The sequence below is a fragment of the Cupriavidus gilardii genome, assembly GCF_013347325.1.
Classification (GTDB): Bacteria; Pseudomonadota; Gammaproteobacteria; order Burkholderiales; family Burkholderiaceae; genus Cupriavidus; species Cupriavidus gilardii.
In genome coordinates this window covers 67,518-86,217 of sequence record NZ_CP054626.1, presented here as the reverse complement: position 1 = coordinate 86,217, position 18,700 = coordinate 67,518, and the positions used below count along the sequence as shown (strand labels likewise).

17 protein-coding genes and 1 pseudogene are annotated in these 18,700 nt (G+C 67.3%); 4 read left to right on the top strand and 14 right to left on the bottom strand.

Annotated features, from left to right (window positions below):
* The first annotated feature begins 78 nt into the window (after window positions 1-78).
* Window positions 79-1,299: an ISL3 family transposase gene (locus tag FOB47_RS10625; protein ID WP_174781032.1), complete on the top strand. Its 1,221-nt coding sequence runs from the start codon at window positions 79-81 to the stop codon at window positions 1,297-1,299.
* Window positions 1,300-1,502: 203 nt separating this feature from the next.
* On the opposite strand, the gene FOB47_RS10620 is transcribed toward FOB47_RS10625, so the two are convergent.
* The 4 genes from FOB47_RS10620 to FOB47_RS10605 form a co-directional block, all read right to left on the bottom strand.
* Window positions 1,503-2,096, bottom strand: coding sequence for a ferritin-like domain-containing protein (locus FOB47_RS10620; protein ID WP_006579440.1), 594 nt, complete (start codon window positions 2,094-2,096; stop codon window positions 1,503-1,505).
* Window positions 2,097-2,205: 109 nt separating this feature from the next.
* Window positions 2,206-2,667 (bottom strand): glycine zipper domain-containing protein, encoded by a 462-nt coding sequence (locus tag FOB47_RS10615; protein WP_053820868.1) that lies wholly within the window; start codon window positions 2,665-2,667, stop codon window positions 2,206-2,208.
* Window positions 2,668-2,810: 143 nt separating this feature from the next.
* Entirely contained in the window at window positions 2,811-2,978 is a 168-nt protein-coding gene (locus FOB47_RS10610; RefSeq protein ID WP_006579618.1) for a DUF1328 domain-containing protein, read from the bottom strand.
* 80 nt (window positions 2,979-3,058) lie between these two features.
* Window positions 3,059-3,232 carry a DUF1328 family protein gene (locus tag FOB47_RS10605; RefSeq protein WP_006579617.1) on the bottom strand — a complete coding sequence of 58 codons (174 nt, stop codon included), beginning with the start codon at window positions 3,230-3,232 and terminating at the stop codon, window positions 3,059-3,061.
* Between the two features lie 273 nt (window positions 3,233-3,505).
* Here FOB47_RS10605 and FOB47_RS10600 point away from each other — a divergent pair.
* A pseudogene (locus FOB47_RS10600) lies at window positions 3,506-4,894 on the top strand (CHASE3 domain-containing protein); the annotation flags it as partial.
* Between the two features lie 180 nt (window positions 4,895-5,074).
* Here FOB47_RS10600 and FOB47_RS10595 read toward each other — a convergent pair.
* The 3 genes from FOB47_RS10595 to FOB47_RS10585 form a co-directional block, all read right to left on the bottom strand.
* Window positions 5,075-5,218, bottom strand: coding sequence for an entericidin A/B family lipoprotein (locus FOB47_RS10595; protein ID WP_006579379.1), 144 nt, complete (start codon window positions 5,216-5,218; stop codon window positions 5,075-5,077).
* A gap of 133 nt (window positions 5,219-5,351) precedes the next feature.
* Window positions 5,352-5,759, bottom strand: coding sequence for a response regulator (locus FOB47_RS10590; RefSeq protein WP_053820866.1), 408 nt, complete (start codon window positions 5,757-5,759; stop codon window positions 5,352-5,354).
* Window positions 5,760-5,856: 97 nt separating this feature from the next.
* Window positions 5,857-6,489, bottom strand: coding sequence for a response regulator (locus FOB47_RS10585; protein WP_006579377.1), 633 nt, complete (start codon window positions 6,487-6,489; stop codon window positions 5,857-5,859).
* A gap of 341 nt (window positions 6,490-6,830) precedes the next feature.
* Between FOB47_RS10585 and FOB47_RS10580 the strand changes: the two genes are divergently transcribed.
* Complete coding sequence (locus FOB47_RS10580; protein ID WP_174781031.1) at window positions 6,831-9,680, top strand: pentapeptide repeat-containing protein; 2,850 nt, start codon at window positions 6,831-6,833, stop codon at window positions 9,678-9,680.
* A gap of 113 nt (window positions 9,681-9,793) precedes the next feature.
* On the opposite strand, the gene FOB47_RS10575 is transcribed toward FOB47_RS10580, so the two are convergent.
* The 3 genes from FOB47_RS10575 to FOB47_RS10565 form a co-directional block, all read right to left on the bottom strand.
* The gene (locus tag FOB47_RS10575; protein WP_023263509.1) at window positions 9,794-10,297 is read right to left on the bottom strand and encodes a hypothetical protein; all 504 of its coding nucleotides are present in this window, start codon (window positions 10,295-10,297) and stop codon (window positions 9,794-9,796) included.
* 251 nt (window positions 10,298-10,548) lie between these two features.
* A complete protein-coding gene (gene metH / locus FOB47_RS10570; RefSeq protein WP_082371361.1) occupies window positions 10,549-13,296 on the bottom strand; it encodes a methionine synthase in 2,748 nt (915 codons plus the stop codon).
* 100 nt (window positions 13,297-13,396) lie between these two features.
* Window positions 13,397-14,503 (bottom strand): homocysteine S-methyltransferase family protein, encoded by a 1,107-nt coding sequence (locus tag FOB47_RS10565; RefSeq protein WP_244959500.1) that lies wholly within the window; start codon window positions 14,501-14,503, stop codon window positions 13,397-13,399.
* A gap of 202 nt (window positions 14,504-14,705) precedes the next feature.
* Between FOB47_RS10565 and FOB47_RS10560 the strand changes: the two genes are divergently transcribed.
* Window positions 14,706-15,098, top strand: a complete 393-nt coding sequence (locus tag FOB47_RS10560; protein WP_053820864.1) for a rhodanese-like domain-containing protein — start codon at window positions 14,706-14,708, stop codon at window positions 15,096-15,098.
* 99 nt (window positions 15,099-15,197) lie between these two features.
* On the opposite strand, the gene FOB47_RS10555 is transcribed toward FOB47_RS10560, so the two are convergent.
* From FOB47_RS10555 to FOB47_RS10540, 4 genes are all read right to left on the bottom strand, one after another.
* On the bottom strand, window positions 15,198-15,455 hold the full coding sequence (locus tag FOB47_RS10555; protein ID WP_006579976.1) for a BTH_I0359 family protein: 258 nt from the start codon (window positions 15,453-15,455) through the stop codon (window positions 15,198-15,200).
* Between the two features lie 300 nt (window positions 15,456-15,755).
* Window positions 15,756-16,562, bottom strand: a complete 807-nt coding sequence (gene pcaD / locus FOB47_RS10550) for a 3-oxoadipate enol-lactonase (RefSeq protein WP_174782389.1) — start codon at window positions 16,560-16,562, stop codon at window positions 15,756-15,758.
* 203 nt (window positions 16,563-16,765) lie between these two features.
* Entirely contained in the window at window positions 16,766-17,848 is a 1,083-nt protein-coding gene (locus tag FOB47_RS10545; protein ID WP_244959499.1) for a DUF3108 domain-containing protein, read from the bottom strand.
* On the bottom strand, window positions 17,805-18,638 hold the full coding sequence (locus FOB47_RS10540; protein ID WP_151022703.1) for an IclR family transcriptional regulator: 834 nt from the start codon (window positions 18,636-18,638) through the stop codon (window positions 17,805-17,807). Before FOB47_RS10540 ends, FOB47_RS10545 begins: the two co-directional genes overlap by 44 nt.
* Between the last annotated feature and the right edge of the window lie 62 nt (window positions 18,639-18,700).

Genomic DNA, 18,700 nt, shown 5'->3' with positions numbered 1-18,700 from the left:
GGTTCTTCGCAGAATTCCGTGAAGGGTTCCGGTTTTTCGTATGCTTGATGCCTGTTATTTCAGGGGTCAGGAGCGGGAATGCTGGATCGGAAGACGTTGCAGGCGCTGGGTTGCTGGACCGGATACCGTCTTGAGCGGGTAGTCTGGCCCGAAGGCGACAGTCGGACGCTATTGCTTTATCTGAAGCCGACCAGCAAGGTCATGCACTGCCAGGAATGCGGCGCGCGCTGCAAGCAGGTACACGAGACCACCGTTCGGCGGGTACGAGACCTGCCGATTTTCGACTATCGCGTCGTTCTACACGTGCCGCGCCGGCGTGTCTGGTGTGATCAATGTGGCGGCCCGCGGCTGGAGCGCCTGGATTGGCTCGGGCGCTATCAGCGCGTGACAGCGCGCCTGGCCGAGGCTTGTGGTCGACTGTTGCGCGACTGCTCGGTGCGCGCTGTCGCCGCGTTCTATGAGCTTGGGTGGCACACGATCAAGTCCATCGACAAGGCGCGCTTGCGCGAGGCGGTGACGGAGCCGGACTGGGCCAACATCCGCTATCTGGCGATGGACGAATTTGCGCTGCATAAGGGCCACCGCTACGCCACGGTCGTCGTGGACCCGATCGGCCGGCAGGTGCTGTGGATTGGCAAGGGCCGTTCACGCGAGACGGCGCGCGCCTTCTTCGAGCAACTGCCAGCGGGCGCGGCAGAGCGGATTGAAGCGGTTGCCATCGACATGACGACGGCATATGAACTCGAGATCCGCGAGCATTGCCCGCAGGCCGAAGTCGTCTATGACTTGTTCCATATCGTGGCCAAATATGGACGCGAGGTCATTGATCGGGTTCGGGTCGATCAAGCCAATCGGCTACGCCACGACAGGCCGGCCCGACGCGTTCTGAAGTCGACGCGTTGGCTGCTGCTGCGCAATCGGGCCAATCTGAGCGAGGGTCAGGCCATTCATCTGAACGAGGTGTTGGCTGCGAACCGACCGTTGATGACGGTCTACATCCTGCGCGACGAACTCAAGCGGCTGTGGTTCTACCGCCGCCCGGGATGGGCGCAGCGGGCATGGCACAACTGGTTTGAGCAAGCGCAGCAAAGCGGTATTGGTCCGTTACAGCAGTTCGCCCATCGCTTGAGCGGCTACTGGCATGGCATTGTGGCCCGGTGCCGGCACCCGCTGAACACCAGCGTCGTCGAAGGCATCAATAACACCATCAAGGTCATCAAGCGGCGCGCTTACGGCTATCGCGATGAGGAGTACTTCTTCCTCAAAATCCGCGCTGCCTTCCCCGGTATTCCTCGATGAACCAAAAAACAGCCCGGCCGCTGGGGGCGGACCGGGCACCGGACCAGGGGGATCCGAAGGGGGGTACTGCGATATTGCGGCGTCGGGGGAGGCACCGCAATTCCTTGTCCGGCGCTGCCGATGGCTCGATCGGCAGCGCCGGCGACATTCCTGATCGCCGCGTTTCCGGCGGCGGCATGCGCCGCCGCCAATGACCGGGTCCGCTACTCCTTGCTCAGCATGTCGGCCAGTTCGTCGGCGTGTTCCTCCTCGACCGCCAGGATCTCTTCGAGGATGCGCCGCGTGGTCGGGTCCCGCTCGCCCATGTACTGGATCATCTCGCGATAGCTCTCGATCGCGATCCGCTCGGCGATCAGGTTCTCGCGGATCATGTCGGTCAGCCCGTTGGGCGCGACATATTCCGAATGGCTGCGCGCCGACAGACCGTCGGGCGAGAAATCCGGCTCCCCGCCCAGCTGCACGATGCGTGCGGCGATGCGGTCGGCGTGCGCCTGCTCTTCATCGGCATGGACCTTGAACTCGGCCGCGATCGGCTCGGCGTGGATGCCCTTGGCCATGAAGTGGTGGCGCCGATAGCGCAGCACGCAGACCAGCTCGGTGGCCAGCGCCTCGTTCAGCAGCTTGAGCACGGTCGCGCGGTCCGCGTCGTAGTTTTCGGTAACCGCGCCGTCCTCGATATGTTTGCGGGCACGTGCGCGGATGGTGGCGACATCCGACAGAAAGCCCTGGGTCGGCCCCTTGCCGGCGGAGGAGGCATCGGTGCGGGAAGAGGCGGCGCCCGTGGTCTGGGTGTCCATGTATGCGGTTCTCCTGTCAGGTTGCTTTGTGGGGTTCGCGGCCGGAGGTGCGTTGCCTCCGTTACCGTTGCTGGTTGCCCTGGCTCGGCTTGCGTCGCCGGCCTGACCCTCAGTTGCCGTCGTATTGGCCGTCCTCGCTGCGCCGGCGGCTGCTGCCGCCCACCAGCAGCAGCGCGGCGATTGCGCCGACCGCCGCGGCGATCGCGATGGCGCGGAACGGCGACTCGGCGACGCGATGCTGCACGCCGACGACGGCCTGGTCGACACGCTCGCGCGCACGTCCCGCGCTCTGCATCGTGGCCTCGCGCGCCTGGTCCGCCAGCATGCGCGCCCGCGTCTGCAGGCGGCGGCTGGCCTGCGCGGCCTCGGACGAACCTTCGCGCGCCAGCACCTCGATCGTGTGTTCGAGCGCCGAGATCAGTCCCCTCACCTCGTCCACCACCGGCGAGGCGGCCTCGCGCGCGGCGCCGCTGGTATCGCGGGCGGCATGGCGCAGCTGGCGCACCGTATCGCTGGCGCAATCGGCAAGATGGCGGACTTCCTTCTTCACCTTCGGATTGTGGGTCAGCATGGGACTCTCCTTAAGACGCGCGTCGGCCAACGCGCGACGCGACGCGCCGCGCTTGGCCGACGCAATGCAGGCGACCTGGCGCAGGGCCGGCCGACGATCAGCCGGCCAGCGCCGGCCCGTTCATCGGCCCATTCGACGACCGTTCATCGGCCTTTGCGGACCAGGCTCATGACGAAGGTCACCAGCGCCACTACCAGGAAGATGAAGAACAGGATCTTCGCGATCTCGACCGCGCCGGCAGCGATGCCGCCAAAGCCGAACACGGCGGCGACCAGGGCGATGATGAAAAAGACCAGTGCGTAGTAAAGCATGGTGAAACTCCCCTAGATGGATCGAACTGCCTCAGCACAACGGCGCGCAACAGCGCGAGCGGTGGATCGTCGGTAGGCCGTCATTTGACCGACTTGAAGATCGTTACCCCAAGCACCAGGAACAGCACGAACAGAATCAGGAACAGGAAGAACAGCACCTTGGCGATGCCCGCCGCGCCCGCCGCGATGCCGGTGAAACCGAGCAGTCCCGCGACGATGGAAATCACGGCAAAGATCAGCGCCCATTTCAGCATGGTGTTTCTCCTGTTCTCGCGGCTCGGGTGCTTCGGTGCGCCAGGCCATGCAAGCATGGTAGGAATCGCCACTTCGGCGAGGCACCGACCTTGCACCGATTCCCCTGTCAGCGGTTTCCTACAGGTCCGGCGCGGCGCCAGGTCTCGTGCGGAGCACCGCCTTCCGATGCCTGCGAGCGGGCCGGCGGATTGGTTGACCGGGCGCAACCGTTGTGATTCCATCGGCGCAGTCACCGCGCGCGACCGCGAGCGCGCAATCCAGGAACTTCCATCATGTTGAAGCTATCGTCGTTGCGGTCCACCGTGCTGCTCGCGGGTGGCATCCTGCTCACGGTGGTCGTGCTGATCGCCTCGGAGGCCGGCAATATCCGGCTGCGCCAGGGGTATTCGCAAGTCATCCGCTCGCAGAACGTGCAGAGCGACATCAGCGCGCTGCTGGCCGAACTGGTCAACGCCGAAGCGGGCCAGCGCGGCTACCTGCTGACCGGCAAGGAAAGCTATCTGGAGCCGTACCATCGCGCCATCCCGCGCATCAACACGCTGATGAACGACATCCGCAACCGCTTCGCCGACGACCCGGAGGCGTTGAAGCAGTTCGGCGAGGCATCGCTGCTGATCAGCCGCAAGCTGACGGAAATGGAACTGACGCTGATCTACGGCAAGCGCGATGTCGAAGTGGCGCTGGACCTGATCCGCACCGATTTCGGCAAGCAGACGATGGAGAAGGCGCGGCTCGGCCTGGAGACGCTGCGCGCGCGCTCGGCCGCGTCGGTATCGCGCAATCTCGAGAACGCCGACCGCGACATCAACCTGTCGCGCTACGGCATCGGCCTGCTGACCGCGATCAACATCGTGCTGCTGGTCATCGTCGGCTTCCAGCATTCGCGCCGGCTGGCGGTGTCCGAGGCCGCGCGCAGCGAGCTCGAGGAGGAAAGCGCGCGGCTGGACCGCATGGTGCGCGCGCGCACGCGCCAGCTGTCGGCGCTGGCCTCGCACCTGCAGCGCGTCACCGAGGACGAGAAGACGCGGCTGGCGCGCGAGCTGCACGACGAACTCGGCGCGATCCTGACCGCGACCAAGCTCGACATGCACTGGATCCGCCGGCGCCTCCAGAACGACTATCCCGAGATCCAGGAAAAGATCACGCGCGTGATGCTGCATGTGGACCAGGGCATCCAGATCAAGCGCCGGCTGATCGAGGACCTGCGCCCCACCGTGCTGCTGAACCTCGGCCTGAAGGAGGCCATTGCCCAGCTGGTCGAGGAAGTCGGCACGCGCAACCACTGGCAGACCGAGGTCGAGCTCGACCCGTCGGTGCCGCCGCTGCGCGATGCCGCCGCCATCGCGCTGTACCGCATCGTGCAGGAGTCGCTGACCAACGCGACCAAGTACGCCGAGGCGAGCCGCGTGTCGGTCGCGCTGACGCGCACCGACGATCATCTGCTGCTGAAGGTCAGCGACAATGGGCGCGGCCTGCCGGCCGATATCGAAACGCGCCGCACCTCGGGCCACCATGGGCTGCTCGGCATGGAGCAGCGCGTGATCGCGCTGGGCGGCACGCTGCAGATCGATTCGACGCCCGGGGCGGGGGTCACGATCCGCGTCGAGGTGCCGCTGACCGACGCGGTGGTCGCCCCGCCGCCGTCGCTGGACGAGGGCGACGAGCCGCTGCCGCACGAACTGCCCGCCGCGCCGGCGCAGGTGGAACCGCCGCCGCGGCCGGCCGCGGATGCCGGCACCGGCCCGTCTCCCGCCGGCCCCGCCGGGGCGCCGCAGCACGGCCAAGGGGCATGAAAAAAGGAGCCTGGAAAGGCTCCTTCTCGATGGCCGTGCCGGGACGCATTACATCTTGCGTTTCGTTTCCTCCGCCGAGCCCTGCATCTTCTCGCCGCCCCTTTCGATGTCCTTGCCGGCACCGGCGATGGTGTTGCAACCCGTAATCAGCGTGACACCGGCAAGAGCGAACAGCGCGATCAGCTTTTTCATGACGATCTCCTTTGCTTGGCGAAGGGTGCGGCGCGTTGCCGCGACGGAAAAAATTTGCTGCTCAAGGATCGGTCGATGGAACTCGGCACGAGTCGTCGTCGCCGGCCGCCAGCCACAAGCCGCCCGGCGGAACTCAGGTCGGTGCCTGCGCGTATTCCTCGATCACGCGGAATACCTGTTCGAGCTCGAGCGACTTGTCGAAAAAATAGTCGGCTCCCGCCTCGGCGCACTGACGCCGGTAGGTGGGCACCTGCGCATGATTGGTGTAGACGATCCGGATGCCCGGCGCCTGCGCCTTCTGGATCGCCCGCAGCACGTTGATGCCGTTGCCCTGACGCAATTGCAGGTCGACGATGACGACCTCATACCTGCCGCTTTCGAACAGGCGGATGGCGGTGCTTTCGGTATCCGCCCAATCGACGGTCTCGACGAAGGAGAATGCGTTCAAGTACTCCAGCAACATGCTCCGCAGGACCGCCGAGTCCTCGATCAGTAAGACCCGCAGCGTACGGTAGGGAGTTGCCGCGGCTTGATCCAACATGGTTCGATGGTAGCAATGGGGCCAGGGGCCAGGTATCCGGGTCCGTCCTACAGCACCGCCGCCGGCCCCATTGACGCCGGGACGCACGGCGTGCCGTCTATTCGACCAGGCCGTTCTTGATCGCGTAATAGGTCAGATCGGCATTGGTCTTCATGCCCATCTTTTCCAGGATGCGCGAGCGGTAGGTGCTGACCGTCTTGACACTGAGGAACAGCTCGTCGGCAATCACCGAAACGGACTGCCCGCGCGAGAGCTTGCAGAAGATCTGGAATTCGCGCTTCGACAGGGTCTGGTGCAGCGGCTGGTCGGTCGGCTTCTCCAGCCCGCCGATCAGCAGCTCGGCCACGGTCGGGCTGACATAGCGCCGCCCCTGGGCGACGGTGCGGATCGCCTTGACCAGATCGTCGGGCGCGCTTTCCTTGGTCAGATAGCCGGACGCGCCGGCGCGGATCAGATTGATCGCGTACTGGTCCTCGGGATAGGTCGACAGGATCAGCACCGGCAGGTCGGGATGGCGCTGGCGGATCAGCTTGAGCACGTCGATGCCGTTGCGGTCCGGCATCGAGATGTCGAGCACCACCACGTCGAACTCGGTTTCGCGCAGCCGCGCCATCACTTCGTCGCCGCTGGCCGCTTCGCCTTCGACGCGAATATCCGGTTCGTCGGAAATGAACTGGCGCAGACCGGCACGGACGATCTGGTGATCGTCGGCGATCAGGACGCGAATCATGAAGTTTCCCCCCTGCGATGGTATTGCCCGGACGCCGGGGCCAGGCTGTGTTTGGCCTGTTGCATTGTAGTCATTACAAAGCACCGGGAATGTCGGTGTCAGGCTGACAATGTGGCGTGCCAATGGCGCGCGGCACGACGGCGTTTCTTTCCAACGACAACCGGCAGCCAACGGCATGACGGGCCCGGCATATCTCGCGGAACGGAGTCGGCAAGTGTTCAAACCCGGGATTTTTTGATATCGGTGCCGCGTTTTGCGATGGCAATCTCGCAGCCTCCCGGGGAGCCCCCTCCGCAATCCCTCCTCCCGCATCCTCCCCGGCAATCCCACTCCATTACGACATGCCAGCCCAGACCGTTTCCATGGCAGTGCCCGCCCACCAGCCGGCACCTGCCGCACCCTCGCCCCGCCTCGCGCCCACGGCCGCGACCCTGCGCTGCAAGCGTGTGCGCGACGTCAGCCATCTCGATGCGACGACGATGCGTGCGCTGCGCCTCGGTGGAAAGCTGATGATAGGCAAGCAGGCGTTCAGCGTTCGACTGGACAACGCAGCGGACAAGCCACGCTACGTCGTGCAGGCGCTGGCGCGGTCGGGGAGCGGCGAGCGCGCCATGACCCCGGCAGCGGAAGCGAGCCGGCAGGCCCAGGCCGCCATGCTGGCGACGCGGCTGGCCAATCGCCACGTGCAACTGGCGGACCGCGTGCACCGCTTCACCAGCGATCGCCATCTGGTCGAACTGTGCCGCGCCTTCGCCATCAGCCGCGATCTGAACGTGCTGCCGTTCAAGGAGTTCCTGGCGAAATGCAGGGACGGCGCGAAGCTGCGCTTTCACGGCCAGGACTACTACGTGCACGTGGAGCCCGGCAAGCGGGGCATGGCCGATGCCGCCGCAAGCCTGGTGCCCGTCGGGCAGCCGACCACGCCGCTGGCGCGGCTGCTGCAGGCGCTGCGCAACCTGCTGCGCTTCCCGTCGTCCCGGCCGCCGCTTCGTACGGTCGAACAGCTGTTGACGCGCGCCGTACGCGCCTACCATGCGGGCGACAGCGTACCGGCCGAATCGCCGTCCCCGGCCGCGGGCCGTGCGCGGGTCGAGGCCGCGCTGCGGGCGACCGAGGTCGCCAGGCGCGTCGCACCGAGCACGGTCCCCGATCTGCGAGGCGCAAGACTGGCCGGCGCCGACCTGAGCAAACTGGATCTGAGCGGCGCGATCCTGGCTGACGCCGACCTGCAGGGCGCGCTGCTATGCGGTGCCACGCTCGTGTCCGCCGACCTGTCCGGCGCCAATCTGGCGAACGCCGATCTGGAGGATGCGCGCATGGCCCGCGCCAGCCTGCGCCACGCCAATCTGGCGAAGGCACGACTGTCCAGGGCCGCGCTGCCCGGGGCGGACCTGTCGCAGGCGAACATGACCGAAGCCAGTCTGATCGGCACGACCCTGCGCGAGGCGCGGCTCGAACACGCCAATCTGTCGAGGGCCATCGTGTCGTTCGCGCTTTTTGCGGGGGCGCAGATGGATGGCGCGGTGCTGACGGCCTGCTACGGCACCGCGCCGATGTTCGTCCGTGCCAGGGTGACCAACGCGGAGTTCGGCTATGCCTATCTGCCGGATGCGCGCTTCGACAATGTCGAGCTCGCGGGCACGACCTTTCACCACGCCACCTTGCACAATGCGCACTTCAATGAAGCCGGTATTGGCGGCGCCGACTTCGGCGAAGCCGCCGTCGAGGGGGCACGATTCAGTCGCGTCGACGTCGGCGATGGCAAGTGTCTCCTGACGCTGTCGCTGCAGGCGGGCAGCGACTTTTCCATCCGGATCCGCGACGTCGACGAAGCGTTGGCGCAATTGACAACGGGCGTGCCGTTGCGGGATCTGCCGCCGTCCCCGCGCGCCCGGCGGACAATTTCGGAGTATCTGTTCCAGCTCGCTTGCGCCTGCCGGGACGACGTGCGGCGTTGCGCCGCGCTGCGCAACTGGCTGCTGGAGCATCCGCAGTACGAAGCCGAGGCGGCGCGGCAGGTCCTGCGGCGCCTCTATTGGGAAGCCGAACGATCGGCCGACTCCCGCCCGCTGGCATGGCCGGAAACCGCCCCATTGCTGCCGGGGTTGATGCACGACGCCATCGCCTCGCTGGGCGAGGGCAACAGGGCTGCCTGGGCGCGCAAGCACGCGGGGCTGGTGATGCAGCTCGCATTTCTCGCCGCGCGGCCCGATGCGCCGGCAGCGGCGGCGCAACGAACGACCGCGCTGATGGACGCGTACCGCTCAACATTGCCGCCCGCCCTCGCCGATACGGTGGCCAGGCTCGAGAACAACGAGGGCGAAACGTTCTTCCCGATCGTCGCCGATGCAGGCCAATATGCACTGCTGGTGGCGCCGGAATACTATGGCTGCCTGATTCGCGGCGAGTCGCTCGAGCAGAGTGGCGTGTCGTCAAGTCACGGGGCGCTGCCCCCGACCTGGCAGTCGATGCTCCGGCTGACCGCGGTTGCCGATCCGGTGAACACCGGCGCGCAACGCTATGACGTTGGCGGCCTTGCGGACATCGGGAAGGATCTGGCCGCCTGCCCATTGCTGCACAACGCCTATGTCGGAGCGAATCGGTCGCAACAATGGCACGACGGGCTTCTTGCCGTCCTGCCGTTTGGCAGTGAATACCTGACCGATTTCCGGTCGGCAATCGCGGACAACCATGCCGTCCGACGGCTTGTCGATCATGAACATCAGCAGGCGTTGGCGTACCGCTCCAACGAGGTGCTGATCGGCGAGGGAAAGGATGTCCGGCCGACCCCCGCCCATCTGGAGGCGCTGCTCGACACCATGCCGTCCCATCGCGAAGACCCGGCATGCCAATCGCATTTCCTGTGGTGTGTTGCCGCCGTGCTGGCCCGGCTGTCTTCCGACGCATTCCTGGGCACCAGCAATGATGGCCCGTTTGCGCTGAGGCGCTATGCGGCGGCGTTGGGCAATGCGGCCATCTGCATCGACGCGTCGATGGCCTCCGTGCGCCGGAACTACATCGAGCGGCTGCTTTCGGACAGATGTACCGACGAGCTGTCCACGCACATGCTGCTCGACTTGTCCTTGAAACGGACCAACAACACGCGCCAGATGGACATCTTCGATACCGTCTGGCCATCGAAATGGCGCCCTCATCTGCGCAACGTGTTGGCACGGGCAAGGCAACAATAAAAAAGGGGCGGAGATCTCGATCCTCCGCCCCCTGGCAGCGCGGCGATTCGACGCCGCGCTGGCCCGCTTGCTCGCGGGCGATCCCTCTACGGAATCTACTGGATCCAGCGAACTTACTGAACCTTGGCCGACGCGCCCGCGCCGACCGTGGCCGAGGTGCCGCCAGTCGCGCCACCCACGAGGCCGCCCACCTTGCCGGCGGTGCCGCTGACCGTATCGCCAACGGCGCCGACCGTCTTGTCGGCGGTGCCTTCCACCGCGCCGACCGTGTCCTTGGCCTTGCTCTTTGTCTTGCCGTGCGCGTCGTGGGCCTTCGACTTGGCCTTGCTGCCGGCGGTGGCCGCACGGTCCTTGGCGCTCTTGCGGGTGTCGTCGATTTCGCCGGCCTTGTCGTTCAGGCCCGCCTTGACGCCGGTATCCATGTTCGCGCGGCTTCCTGCGACTTCAGCGCCCGCGTTCACGCCGGCGTTGGCGCCGGCCGACGGAGCCGTTGCCGTCGGCGCGGTCAGCGAGCCGGCGGCGCCGCCGGTCGCACCGGCTTGCGTACCTTGCGCCATGGCCAGCGACGAGGCGGCGGCGATCGACAGGGCGGACAGCGAGATCAGCAGTTTCTTCATGGAGTACTCCTTTCGAATGACTGTGCGGCGAGGCTTTCGCCGCGGGTTGTCGCCTGGAGAGCGAGACCTCAGTCTAGGGAGCACCCCACCGCGATGCTGTGAGGAGATGTAATGCGCTGTAAGGAGTCGTGAGCAGGCACACCGGCCGCGGCAGCACTCGCGATGGCAGCTTTCGCCAGTCCCGTCAACGACTTGCGGCGTGGCGCCGCGCGCCGACCGCGCCTGCCGTGGCCGCGCGGCTTCGCACACCGTTACAGGTTCGGCGCGAGCGCGCGCTCGAGCGCGGTCCGGTCTTCGTGCCGGCGCGCCACCATGTCTTCCAGCTGGTCCTGCCCGATCTTGCCGACCGAGAAGTAGGTCGCTTCGGGATGTGCCAGATAGAAGCCGCTGACCGAGGCCGCCGGCGTCATCGCCAGCGCGTCGGTCAAGCCCATGCCGATCTCGCCGGCATCGAGGACCTGGAACATCGGGCCCTTGACCGTGTGCTCCGGGCAGGCGGGATAACCGGGCGCGGGCCGGATGCCGCGATAGGCTTCCGCGATCAGCTGTTCGTTGTCGAGCGATTCATCGGCGGCGTAGCCCCACAGGTCGCGGCGAACGCGCGCGTGCAGGCATTCGGCGAACGCCTCGGCGAGACGATCGGCCAGCGCCTTCAGCATGATCGCGCTGTAGTCGTCATGGTCGGCCTCGAACTGGGCTTCCTTCTTGTCGACGCCGATGCCGGCGGTCACCGCGAACAGACCGACATAGTCCGCGATGCCGCTGTCCTTCGGCGCGACGAAGTCGGCCAGGCACCGGTTCGGCCGGCGCACGCCGTCGACCACCGGCCGCTCGCTCTGCTGGCGCAGGTTGTGCCAGGTCAGCGCGACCTGGCTGCGGCTCTCGTCGGTGTAGATCTCGATGTCGTCGTCGTTGACGGTATTGGCCGGCAGCAGCGCGATCACGCCGTTGGCGGTCAGCCAGCGGCCCTGGATCAGCCGCGCCAGCATCGCCTTGCCGTCGGAGAACACCCGGCGCGCCGATTCGCCGACGATCTCGTCGTTCAGGATCGCCGGGAATTTGCCCGCGAGATCCCAGGTCTGGAAGAACGGCGCCCAGTCGATGTAGTTGGCCAGCTCCGCCAGGTCGTAGTTGCGGAACACGCGCCGGCCGATGAATTTCGGTTTCGGCGGCACGTAGCCGCTCCAGTCGATCGGCGTCTTGTTCTTGCGCGCCTCGGCCAGCGTCACCATCGGCACGGCCTTTTTGTTCGCGTGCTGCGTGCGGATGCGCTCGTAGTCGGCGCGCAGCTCGTCCAGATAGCGCGTCGCGCCCTCGTCGGACAACAGGCTCGAGGCCACGCTGACCGAGCGCGAGGCATCGGGCACGTAGACCACCGGCCCTTCGTAGTTCGGCGCGATCTTGACGGCGGTGTGCACGCGCGAGGTGGTCGCGCCGCCGATCAGCAGCGGAATCTTCTTGACGCGGAAATAGTCGTCGCGCTGCATCTCGGAGGCGACGTAGGCCATTTCCTCGAGCGACGGCGTGATCAGGCCGGACAGGCCGATGATGTCGGCGCCCTCGACCTTGGCCTTGGCCAGGATCTCGTTGCACGGGACCATCACGCCCATGTTGACGACCTCGAAGTTGTTGCACTGGAGCACCACCGACACGATGTTCTTGCCGATGTCGTGCACGTCGCCCTTGACCGTGGCGATCACGATCTTCCCGCGCGCGCGCACGTCGCCGCCGGCCTCGGCCAGCAGGCGCTTCTCCTCTTCGATGAAGGGCAGCAGATGCGCTACCGCCTGCTTCATCACGCGCGCGCTCTTGACCACCTGCGGCAGGAACATCTTGCCGGCGCCGAACAGGTCGCCGACGATGTTCATGCCGTCCATCAGCGGGCCCTCGATCACCTCGATCGGGCGGCCGCCGCGCGCGGCGATCTGCTGGCGCGCCTCCTCGGTGTCCTCGACGATGAAGGTGGTGATGCCGTGCACCAGCGCATGCGCGAGGCGGTCGGCCACCGGCACCGGCTTCTCCGGCGTGCCGCGCCATTCGAGGTTCTCCTCGCGCTTCGCGCCGCCGCCCTTGTAGCGGTCCGCGATCTCGAGCAGGCGATCCGTCGCGTCGGCACGGCGGTTCAGCACCACGTCCTCGACGCGCTCGCGCAGTTCGGCATCGAGCTGGTCGTAGACGCCGAGCTGGCCGGCATTGACGATGCCCATGTCCATGCCCGCGGCGATCGCGTGATAGAGGAACACCGTGTGGATGGCCTCGCGCACCACGTCGTTGCCGCGGAACGAGAACGAGACGTTGGACACGCCGCCGCTGACCTTGGCGTACGGCAGGTTCTGCTTGATCCAGCGGGTCGCCTCGATGAAGTCGACCGCGTAGTTGTTGTGTTCCTCGATGCCGGTCGCGACCGCGAAGATGTTCGGATCGAAGATGATGTCCTCGGGCGGGAAGCCGACTTCGTTGACCAGGATGTCGTAGCTGCGCTTGCAGATCTCGGTCTTGCGCGCGAACGTGTCGGCCTGGCCCTGCTCGTCGAAGGCCATCACCACGGCGGCCGCGCCGTAGCGGCGGATCAGCGCGGCATGGTGGCGGAATTGCTCCTCGCCTTCCTTCAGCGAGATCGAGTTGACCACGGCCTTGCCCTGCACGCATTGCAGGCCGGCCTCGATCACCTCCCACTTGGACGAGTCGATCATGATCGGCACGCGCGCGATATCGGGCTCGGACGCGATCAGATTCAGGAAGCGCACCATCGCGGCCCTGGAGTCGAGCATCGCCTCGTCCATGTTGACGTCGATGATCTGCGCGCCGTTCTCGACCTGCTGGCGCGCGACCGCCAGCGCCTCGTCGAACTGGCCGTTCAGGATCATCCGGGCGAAGGCCTTGGAGCCGGTGACGTTGGTGCGTTCCCCGACGTTGACGAACAGGCTGCCCTCGCCAAGCGTGAACGGCTCCAGGCCGGACAGGCGCATCGGACGAGCGGGACGGGTATCGGTAGACATGGCGGACTCAGGTTCGGGATCGGATGCGCGGCACGCCGGGAACGGATGCGTTCGGCGGCGCGCCGGTAGGGCGTGGGCGGCGGGACGGCGGGGCTGCCGGTCAGGCCGCGGGCGCTTCGTCGCGATACTGGCCGGGCCAGGCGCGCGGCTTGCGGTTGGCGACCCGCTGCGCGATCGCGGCGATATGCTCGGGCGTGGTGCCGCAGCAGCCGCCGACCAGGTTGACGAGCCCCGATGCGGCAAACTCGTCGACCAGCGACGAGGTGACGTCCGGCGTCTCGTCGAAACCGGTATCGCTCATCGGGTTCGGCAGCCCCGCGTTCGGGTAGCACGAGATCGCGGTATCGCACAGCTTGGCCAGCTCGGCGATGTACGGCCGCATCAGCGTCGCGCCCAGCGCGCAGTTCAGGCCGAAGGTGATCGGGCGCGCGTGGCGCAGGCTGTTCCAGAAGGCTTCGACGGTCTGGCCCGACAGGATGCGGCCCGAGGCGTCGGTGACGGTGCCGGAGATCATCACCGGCAGGCGTTCGCCGGTGTCCTCGAACAGCTGATCGATCGCGAACAGCGCGGCCTTGGCGTTCAGCGTGTCGAAGATGGTCTCGACCAGAAACACGTCGGCGCCGCCTTCGAGCAGGCCCTTGCCCTGCTCGTAATACGATTCGCGCAACTCCTCGAAGCTGACGTTGCGCGCGCCCGGATCATTGACGTCCGGCGAGATGCTGGCGGTCTTCGGCGTCGGGCCGAAGGCGCCGGCGACAAAGCGCGGCTTGTCGGGCGTGCTGTAGCGATCGCAGGCCTCGCGCGCCAGCCTTGCGGCGGCCACGTTCATCTCGTAGGCCAGGTCCGCCATCTTGTAGTCCTCCTGCGCGACGCGGGTCGCGCCGAAGGTATTGGTCTCGATGATGTCGGCGCCAGCGGCCAGGTATTGCTCGTGGATTTCGCGGATCACCGCCGGACGGGTCAGCAGCAGCAGTTCGTTGTTGCCCTTGACGTCGACCGGATGCGCGGCGAAACGCTCGCCGCGGTATTCGGCCTCGCCCAGCTTGTAGCGCTGGATCATCGTGCCCATCGCGCCGTCGAGGATCAGGATGCGCTCGCGCAGCAGCCGCGGCAGCTGCGCGGCGCGGGTGTACGGCCGAGCCCGGGGACCGGCCTGCGGGCCTGCCTGCGGACCTGCCTGCGAGAGCGGCGCATTGGGGGACGCCATGCCGGGCGATTCGATGGTTGCAGCGCTCATGGCTTCACTGGCCTCGGTGATGCTGGAAAAGTGCACGATTTTATCAGTTACGGCCCCTTGCCGCCCCTTGCCGGCCTTCCTTGCCCGCGCCTACACTCGGGCAGACCGACCCGTCGAACCGGCCCACCCCGGGGCCGCCGACGGGCCCATCGACCGACACCGACGACTCCGCATGCAACACCTTGCCCCGCGCGAGGCCCAGACCCTGCTGGCCGAGCATCCCGACGCCCTGTTCATCGACTGCCGCAGCGAGATGGAGTACCTGTTCGTCGGCCATCCGACCGGCGCGCTCAACGTGCCGTGGAACGACGGTCCGGACTGGGAGGTCAATCCGCACTTCGTGCAGGCGGTCAAGAAGCTGGCCGGACAGGCGTCGGCGCGGCCGGTGCTGCTGATCTGCCGCAGCGGCAACCGCTCTACCGCGGCGGCACAGGCGCTCGAAGGCGCCGGCTTCACCACCGTCTATAACGTGCTGCACGGCTTCGAAGGCGATCTGGACGCGCAGCGGCACCGCAATACCGTCAACGGCTGGCGCTTCGAAGGGCTGCCGTGGGAGCAATACTGATGTCGTCGACGCCTTGAGCGCGCACAAAAAAACCCGCGCCGTGGCGCGGGTTCTTGTTGCAGCGGGACGCCGCTGTGTCAGGGCATCGGCGGTGCGTCGTCAGTGCATCGCCAGCGAGTGCGTCATCACCGTATCGAACTTGCCAAGAAATTCGTCCACCTCTTCCACGGACGGTTCGCTCTCGATCAGACGTTGCACATCGGCGCGGAAATGTTCGGCCAGCTGGCCGCCAAGGAAGATCTCGCGCTTCATGTTCTTGTCGACGATCTCGTAACCGCCGGAGGCAAGAGGGGCATGCTCGACGTCGGCACCGAACTCGACGATGCAGTAGTTGTCGCTGTTGTAGATCATTTGCATGGCGCACCTCCGGGCTATGGGACGGGCGGAAGGTTTGTTGATTGTTGCGTCAGCCGGTGGGAGCGCCGGCTTCCTTCCGCGATTTCACCTCCAAGCTGAGGGCATGAAGACGCTTTTCAAGCGCATGCCTCGCTGGGCGCTGGCGTGGTGCCCGTTGCCGTTGCGCCCGCTCGTCAGGTTGGAGCCGCGCCGGAGGCGGCAAGTTCGGTCCGCCACCCGAAAAGAGGGTTTGTCCTACGAAGCGTGTCCGCGACGCCTACCATGGCCGCCTGGCGGAATCATGCACACGGCCGGTGAGGCTCACGGCGTGTCGCACTGTGCCCCGCATGCGGCCTTGCACAGAAAAGCGTCGAGAACGGCATGAAACTGCTCCGCCTGCTCGATCGGCGACAGATGAGCCGCGTCAGGGAGCACCTCGAACTGGGCGGCCGGGATGCCATCGGCAATGGCCCTGGAGTCGGCCACGGGGCAGCCCTGGTCCTTGTCGCCGACCACGACGAGCGTCGGGCAATGAATGCGCGCCAAGGCATCGGCCTGGTCGAAGCCGAGAATCGCCAGGCAGGCACCAACATAGCCGCGGACTGGCGTGGCGAGCACCATCTGCCGGATCCGCTCGACCTGATTGGGGTGCGCGGCCCGGTACGGGGCAGTCAGCCAGCGTTGAAGCGTCGCATCGAGCACTCCAGCCATCCCGTGCGCCTCCACATGGCCGATGCGCTCGTGCCACATCGGATGCGCCTGGCGCGGGGTGCGGCAGACCGTGTCGACCAGCGTCAGCGAATGCAGCTGCTCCGGATAGCGCACGGCCAGCGTCTGGCCGATCATGCCGCCCAGCGAAATGCCGACGAAATGGGCCTGCGGCACGTCCAGTCCGTCCATCAGCGCAGCCACGTCGTCGGCCATGCGCAGCATCGAATAGGGACCGACCGGCGCGTCGCTGCGGCCGTGTCCGCGCAGGTCGTAGCGCAACACCCGATAGCGCGGCGCCAGATGGGCCGCGGTGGCGTCCCACAGCGTGTGGTCGCAGGCCAGGCCATGGCACAGCACGACCCACGGGCCTTCGGAGCCGTCGATGCGGGCATGCAATGACACGTCGCCGACGATCACGCGATGGGTTTCGGAGGCAGGGGGGCGGGCGGCGGGGGTTGAACCCGCGCTCGATCCCGGGCTTGAGCCCGAGGCGGCGGTGGGCGTGGCGGTGGGCGGCAAGGTGTCGGTCATCGGTGTCCTCCTGTCGGGGTAGGTCGGCGGCGACGCATCGCGCGGGGAGCGTCGCGGCAGGCACGCCGGTCGGCTCCGATCCTTCCAGACTAGGGCCCGGCGCCGCGCAGTACCAGATCGATCTGCGTGCCGTCGGGCTCCGTCTGCCGCAGTTTGACCGGCATCCAGCCGACCGATTCCGCCAGCCAGACCTCGACGCGGCGGCGGTCGTCGGCGCGGCGCGGCAGGCGGATGAAGTGCTTGGCGCGCACGAAGCCCGCCCCCGTCTCGATGTCCTCCTCGCCGACATACTGGACGCGCATCGGCTCGACATCGCTGGTGTCGGCGACCTGGAAGGTCTCGGTTGCGCCCGGCGCGGCATAGCGCTGCGGGTTGCCCCGCACCAGGCCGACCAGCTGCAGGAAGACGCTGAAGCGGTCCTGCGCCCCCTCGGGCAGCGGCGCCTGGCCGCCGCGCGACTCGAACACGATCGCGTTGGCGGCGCGGTCGAAGCGCGTCACCTGGCTGCGCTTGCGGCGCTCCTCAACGTAGCGCTCGGGCGCCAGCCCCTGCTCGCCCAGCGCGCCGGTGCTGTGGAAGGCGAAGCGGAACCACAGCATGCGGGTTTCGACCGACAGCTGATAGTGCCCGCCCGCGTGGTGCCAGCGAATGGTGCCGTCGGGGTTCTCGACGCCGTTGACGAAACTGGCGTAGCGCAGCGTCGCAGACGGCGGCGCGGCGTAGCGCAGCGCATCGGCCGGGGCCGGGTCGGCACCGGAGCCGGCCCCCGGGCCGCCCGCGCCGCCTCCTGCGGCGACGCTGCCGGCACCTCCCGGCGAGGTCGCCAGCGGCGGGCCTTCGGCCGGCGCAGGCGGACCGGGCGCCGGTTCGGGAGCGGGCGCCGGTTCCGGCGTGGCAGCCGGCGCGGGAGCGGGTTTGGGTGGGGGACGGCGGGGACGCGGCGGCGGCGTCGGTGCCACGGCGACGGGCTTGGGCGGCAGCAGGATCGCCTCGAGCGCCGGCGTGTCGACCGCGTCCAGCGGAATCAACGGACCGGGCATGCGCACCAGGCCGATCAGCACCACCGCATGGGCGATCAGCACGACCGCCAGCGCGACCGCCCAGCGCAGGCGGCGCGCGCGTTTTGCATCAGGCGTGACCGGCGGTTCCGGTCGGCGGGGTCCCGCCAAGATATCCAAGCTCCGTCGAGATCCGGTGTGCGATCTCGCGCACCTGGCGGTCGATCGCTCCGCCCCATTCTGCATCGAATACCGTCTGCGCGCCCAGCACGATCAGCGCCATCGAGACATGGCCGCTGGCGTCGAAGACCGGAAACGAGATCGCGTTGATGCCGGGCAGCACGCCGCCCAGCGTGCGCGCCGCGCCGTGCGCCCGCACGTCGGCGCAGACCGCGTCGTAGTCCGCCAGCGAGCGCGGCAAGTCCGGCAGATTGTCGTCGCGGCGCTCCTTGAGTTCACGCTCGATCAGCGGCAGCGTCTGCTGGCGCGGCAGATAGGCACCGAACAGCCGCCCGGTGGCCGAATTGAGCATCGGCATCACGTCGCCCAGGCGCAGGCTGACGGTGACCGGATGGCTGGACTCCTCCCAGTGCACCACGGTCGGGCCGTGATTGCCCCAGACCGCGATGCCGACGGTCTGGTCGATGTCGTCGCGCAGTTGCGACAGGATCGGCCGCGCCTTCTTGACCGGATCGAGCCGGTTCAGTCCCGCCAGCCCCAGCTGCAGCGCGAAGGGGCCGAGGTCGTAGCGGCCGCTGACCGGGTCCTGCGCGACCATGCCCAGACGCTGGAAGCTGACCAGATAGCGGTGCGCCTTGGCCGGATTCATGTCGGCCGCGGCGGCGAGGTCGCGCAGCATCATCGCGCGCGGCGAGGCGGCCAGCGCCTTGAGCAGCTGGAAGCCCACTTCGATGGACTGGATGCCGGTGCGCAGCTTGGCGTCGTCTTCTTCTGGTTCGGTCATGCGTCGGAACAGGACGGGGCGGTGGATGGCGAGTGGGGCGGTTGGCCGCGCCGCATGCGGCG

Bases quoted from the DNA above. Each gene is read 5' to 3' on its own strand.
- FOB47_RS10590 (WP_053820866.1), bottom strand. From the start codon at position 5,759: ATGTTGGATCAAGCCGCGGCAACTCCCTACCGTACGCTGCGGGTCTTA.
- FOB47_RS10625 (WP_174781032.1), top strand. From the start codon at position 79: ATGCTGGATCGGAAGACGTTGCAGGCGCTGGGTTGCTGGACCGGATAC.
- FOB47_RS10540 (WP_151022703.1), bottom strand. From the start codon at position 18,638: ATGACCGAACCAGAAGAAGACGACGCCAAGCTGCGCACCGGCATCCAG.
- FOB47_RS10605 (WP_006579617.1), bottom strand. From the start codon at position 3,232: ATGCTGAAATGGGCGCTGATCTTTGCCGTGATTTCCATCGTCGCGGGA.
- FOB47_RS10575 (WP_023263509.1), bottom strand. From the start codon at position 10,297: ATGAAGAAACTGCTGATCTCGCTGTCCGCCCTGTCGATCGCCGCCGCC.
- FOB47_RS10580 (WP_174781031.1), top strand. From the start codon at position 6,831: ATGCCAGCCCAGACCGTTTCCATGGCAGTGCCCGCCCACCAGCCGGCA.
- FOB47_RS10585 (WP_006579377.1), bottom strand. From the start codon at position 6,489: ATGATTCGCGTCCTGATCGCCGACGATCACCAGATCGTCCGTGCCGGT.
- FOB47_RS10555 (WP_006579976.1), bottom strand. From the start codon at position 15,455: ATGCAAATGATCTACAACAGCGACAACTACTGCATCGTCGAGTTCGGT.
- FOB47_RS10620 (WP_006579440.1), bottom strand. From the start codon at position 2,096: ATGGACACCCAGACCACGGGCGCCGCCTCTTCCCGCACCGATGCCTCC.
- metH (WP_082371361.1), bottom strand. From the start codon at position 13,296: ATGTCTACCGATACCCGTCCCGCTCGTCCGATGCGCCTGTCCGGCCTG.
- FOB47_RS10560 (WP_053820864.1), top strand. From the start codon at position 14,706: ATGCAACACCTTGCCCCGCGCGAGGCCCAGACCCTGCTGGCCGAGCAT.
- FOB47_RS10565 (WP_244959500.1), bottom strand. From the start codon at position 14,503: ATGGCGTCCCCCAATGCGCCGCTCTCGCAGGCAGGTCCGCAGGCAGGC.
- FOB47_RS10615 (WP_053820868.1), bottom strand. From the start codon at position 2,667: ATGCTGACCCACAATCCGAAGGTGAAGAAGGAAGTCCGCCATCTTGCC.
- FOB47_RS10595 (WP_006579379.1), bottom strand. From the start codon at position 5,218: ATGAAAAAGCTGATCGCGCTGTTCGCTCTTGCCGGTGTCACGCTGATT.
- FOB47_RS10610 (WP_006579618.1), bottom strand. From the start codon at position 2,978: ATGCTTTACTACGCACTGGTCTTTTTCATCATCGCCCTGGTCGCCGCC.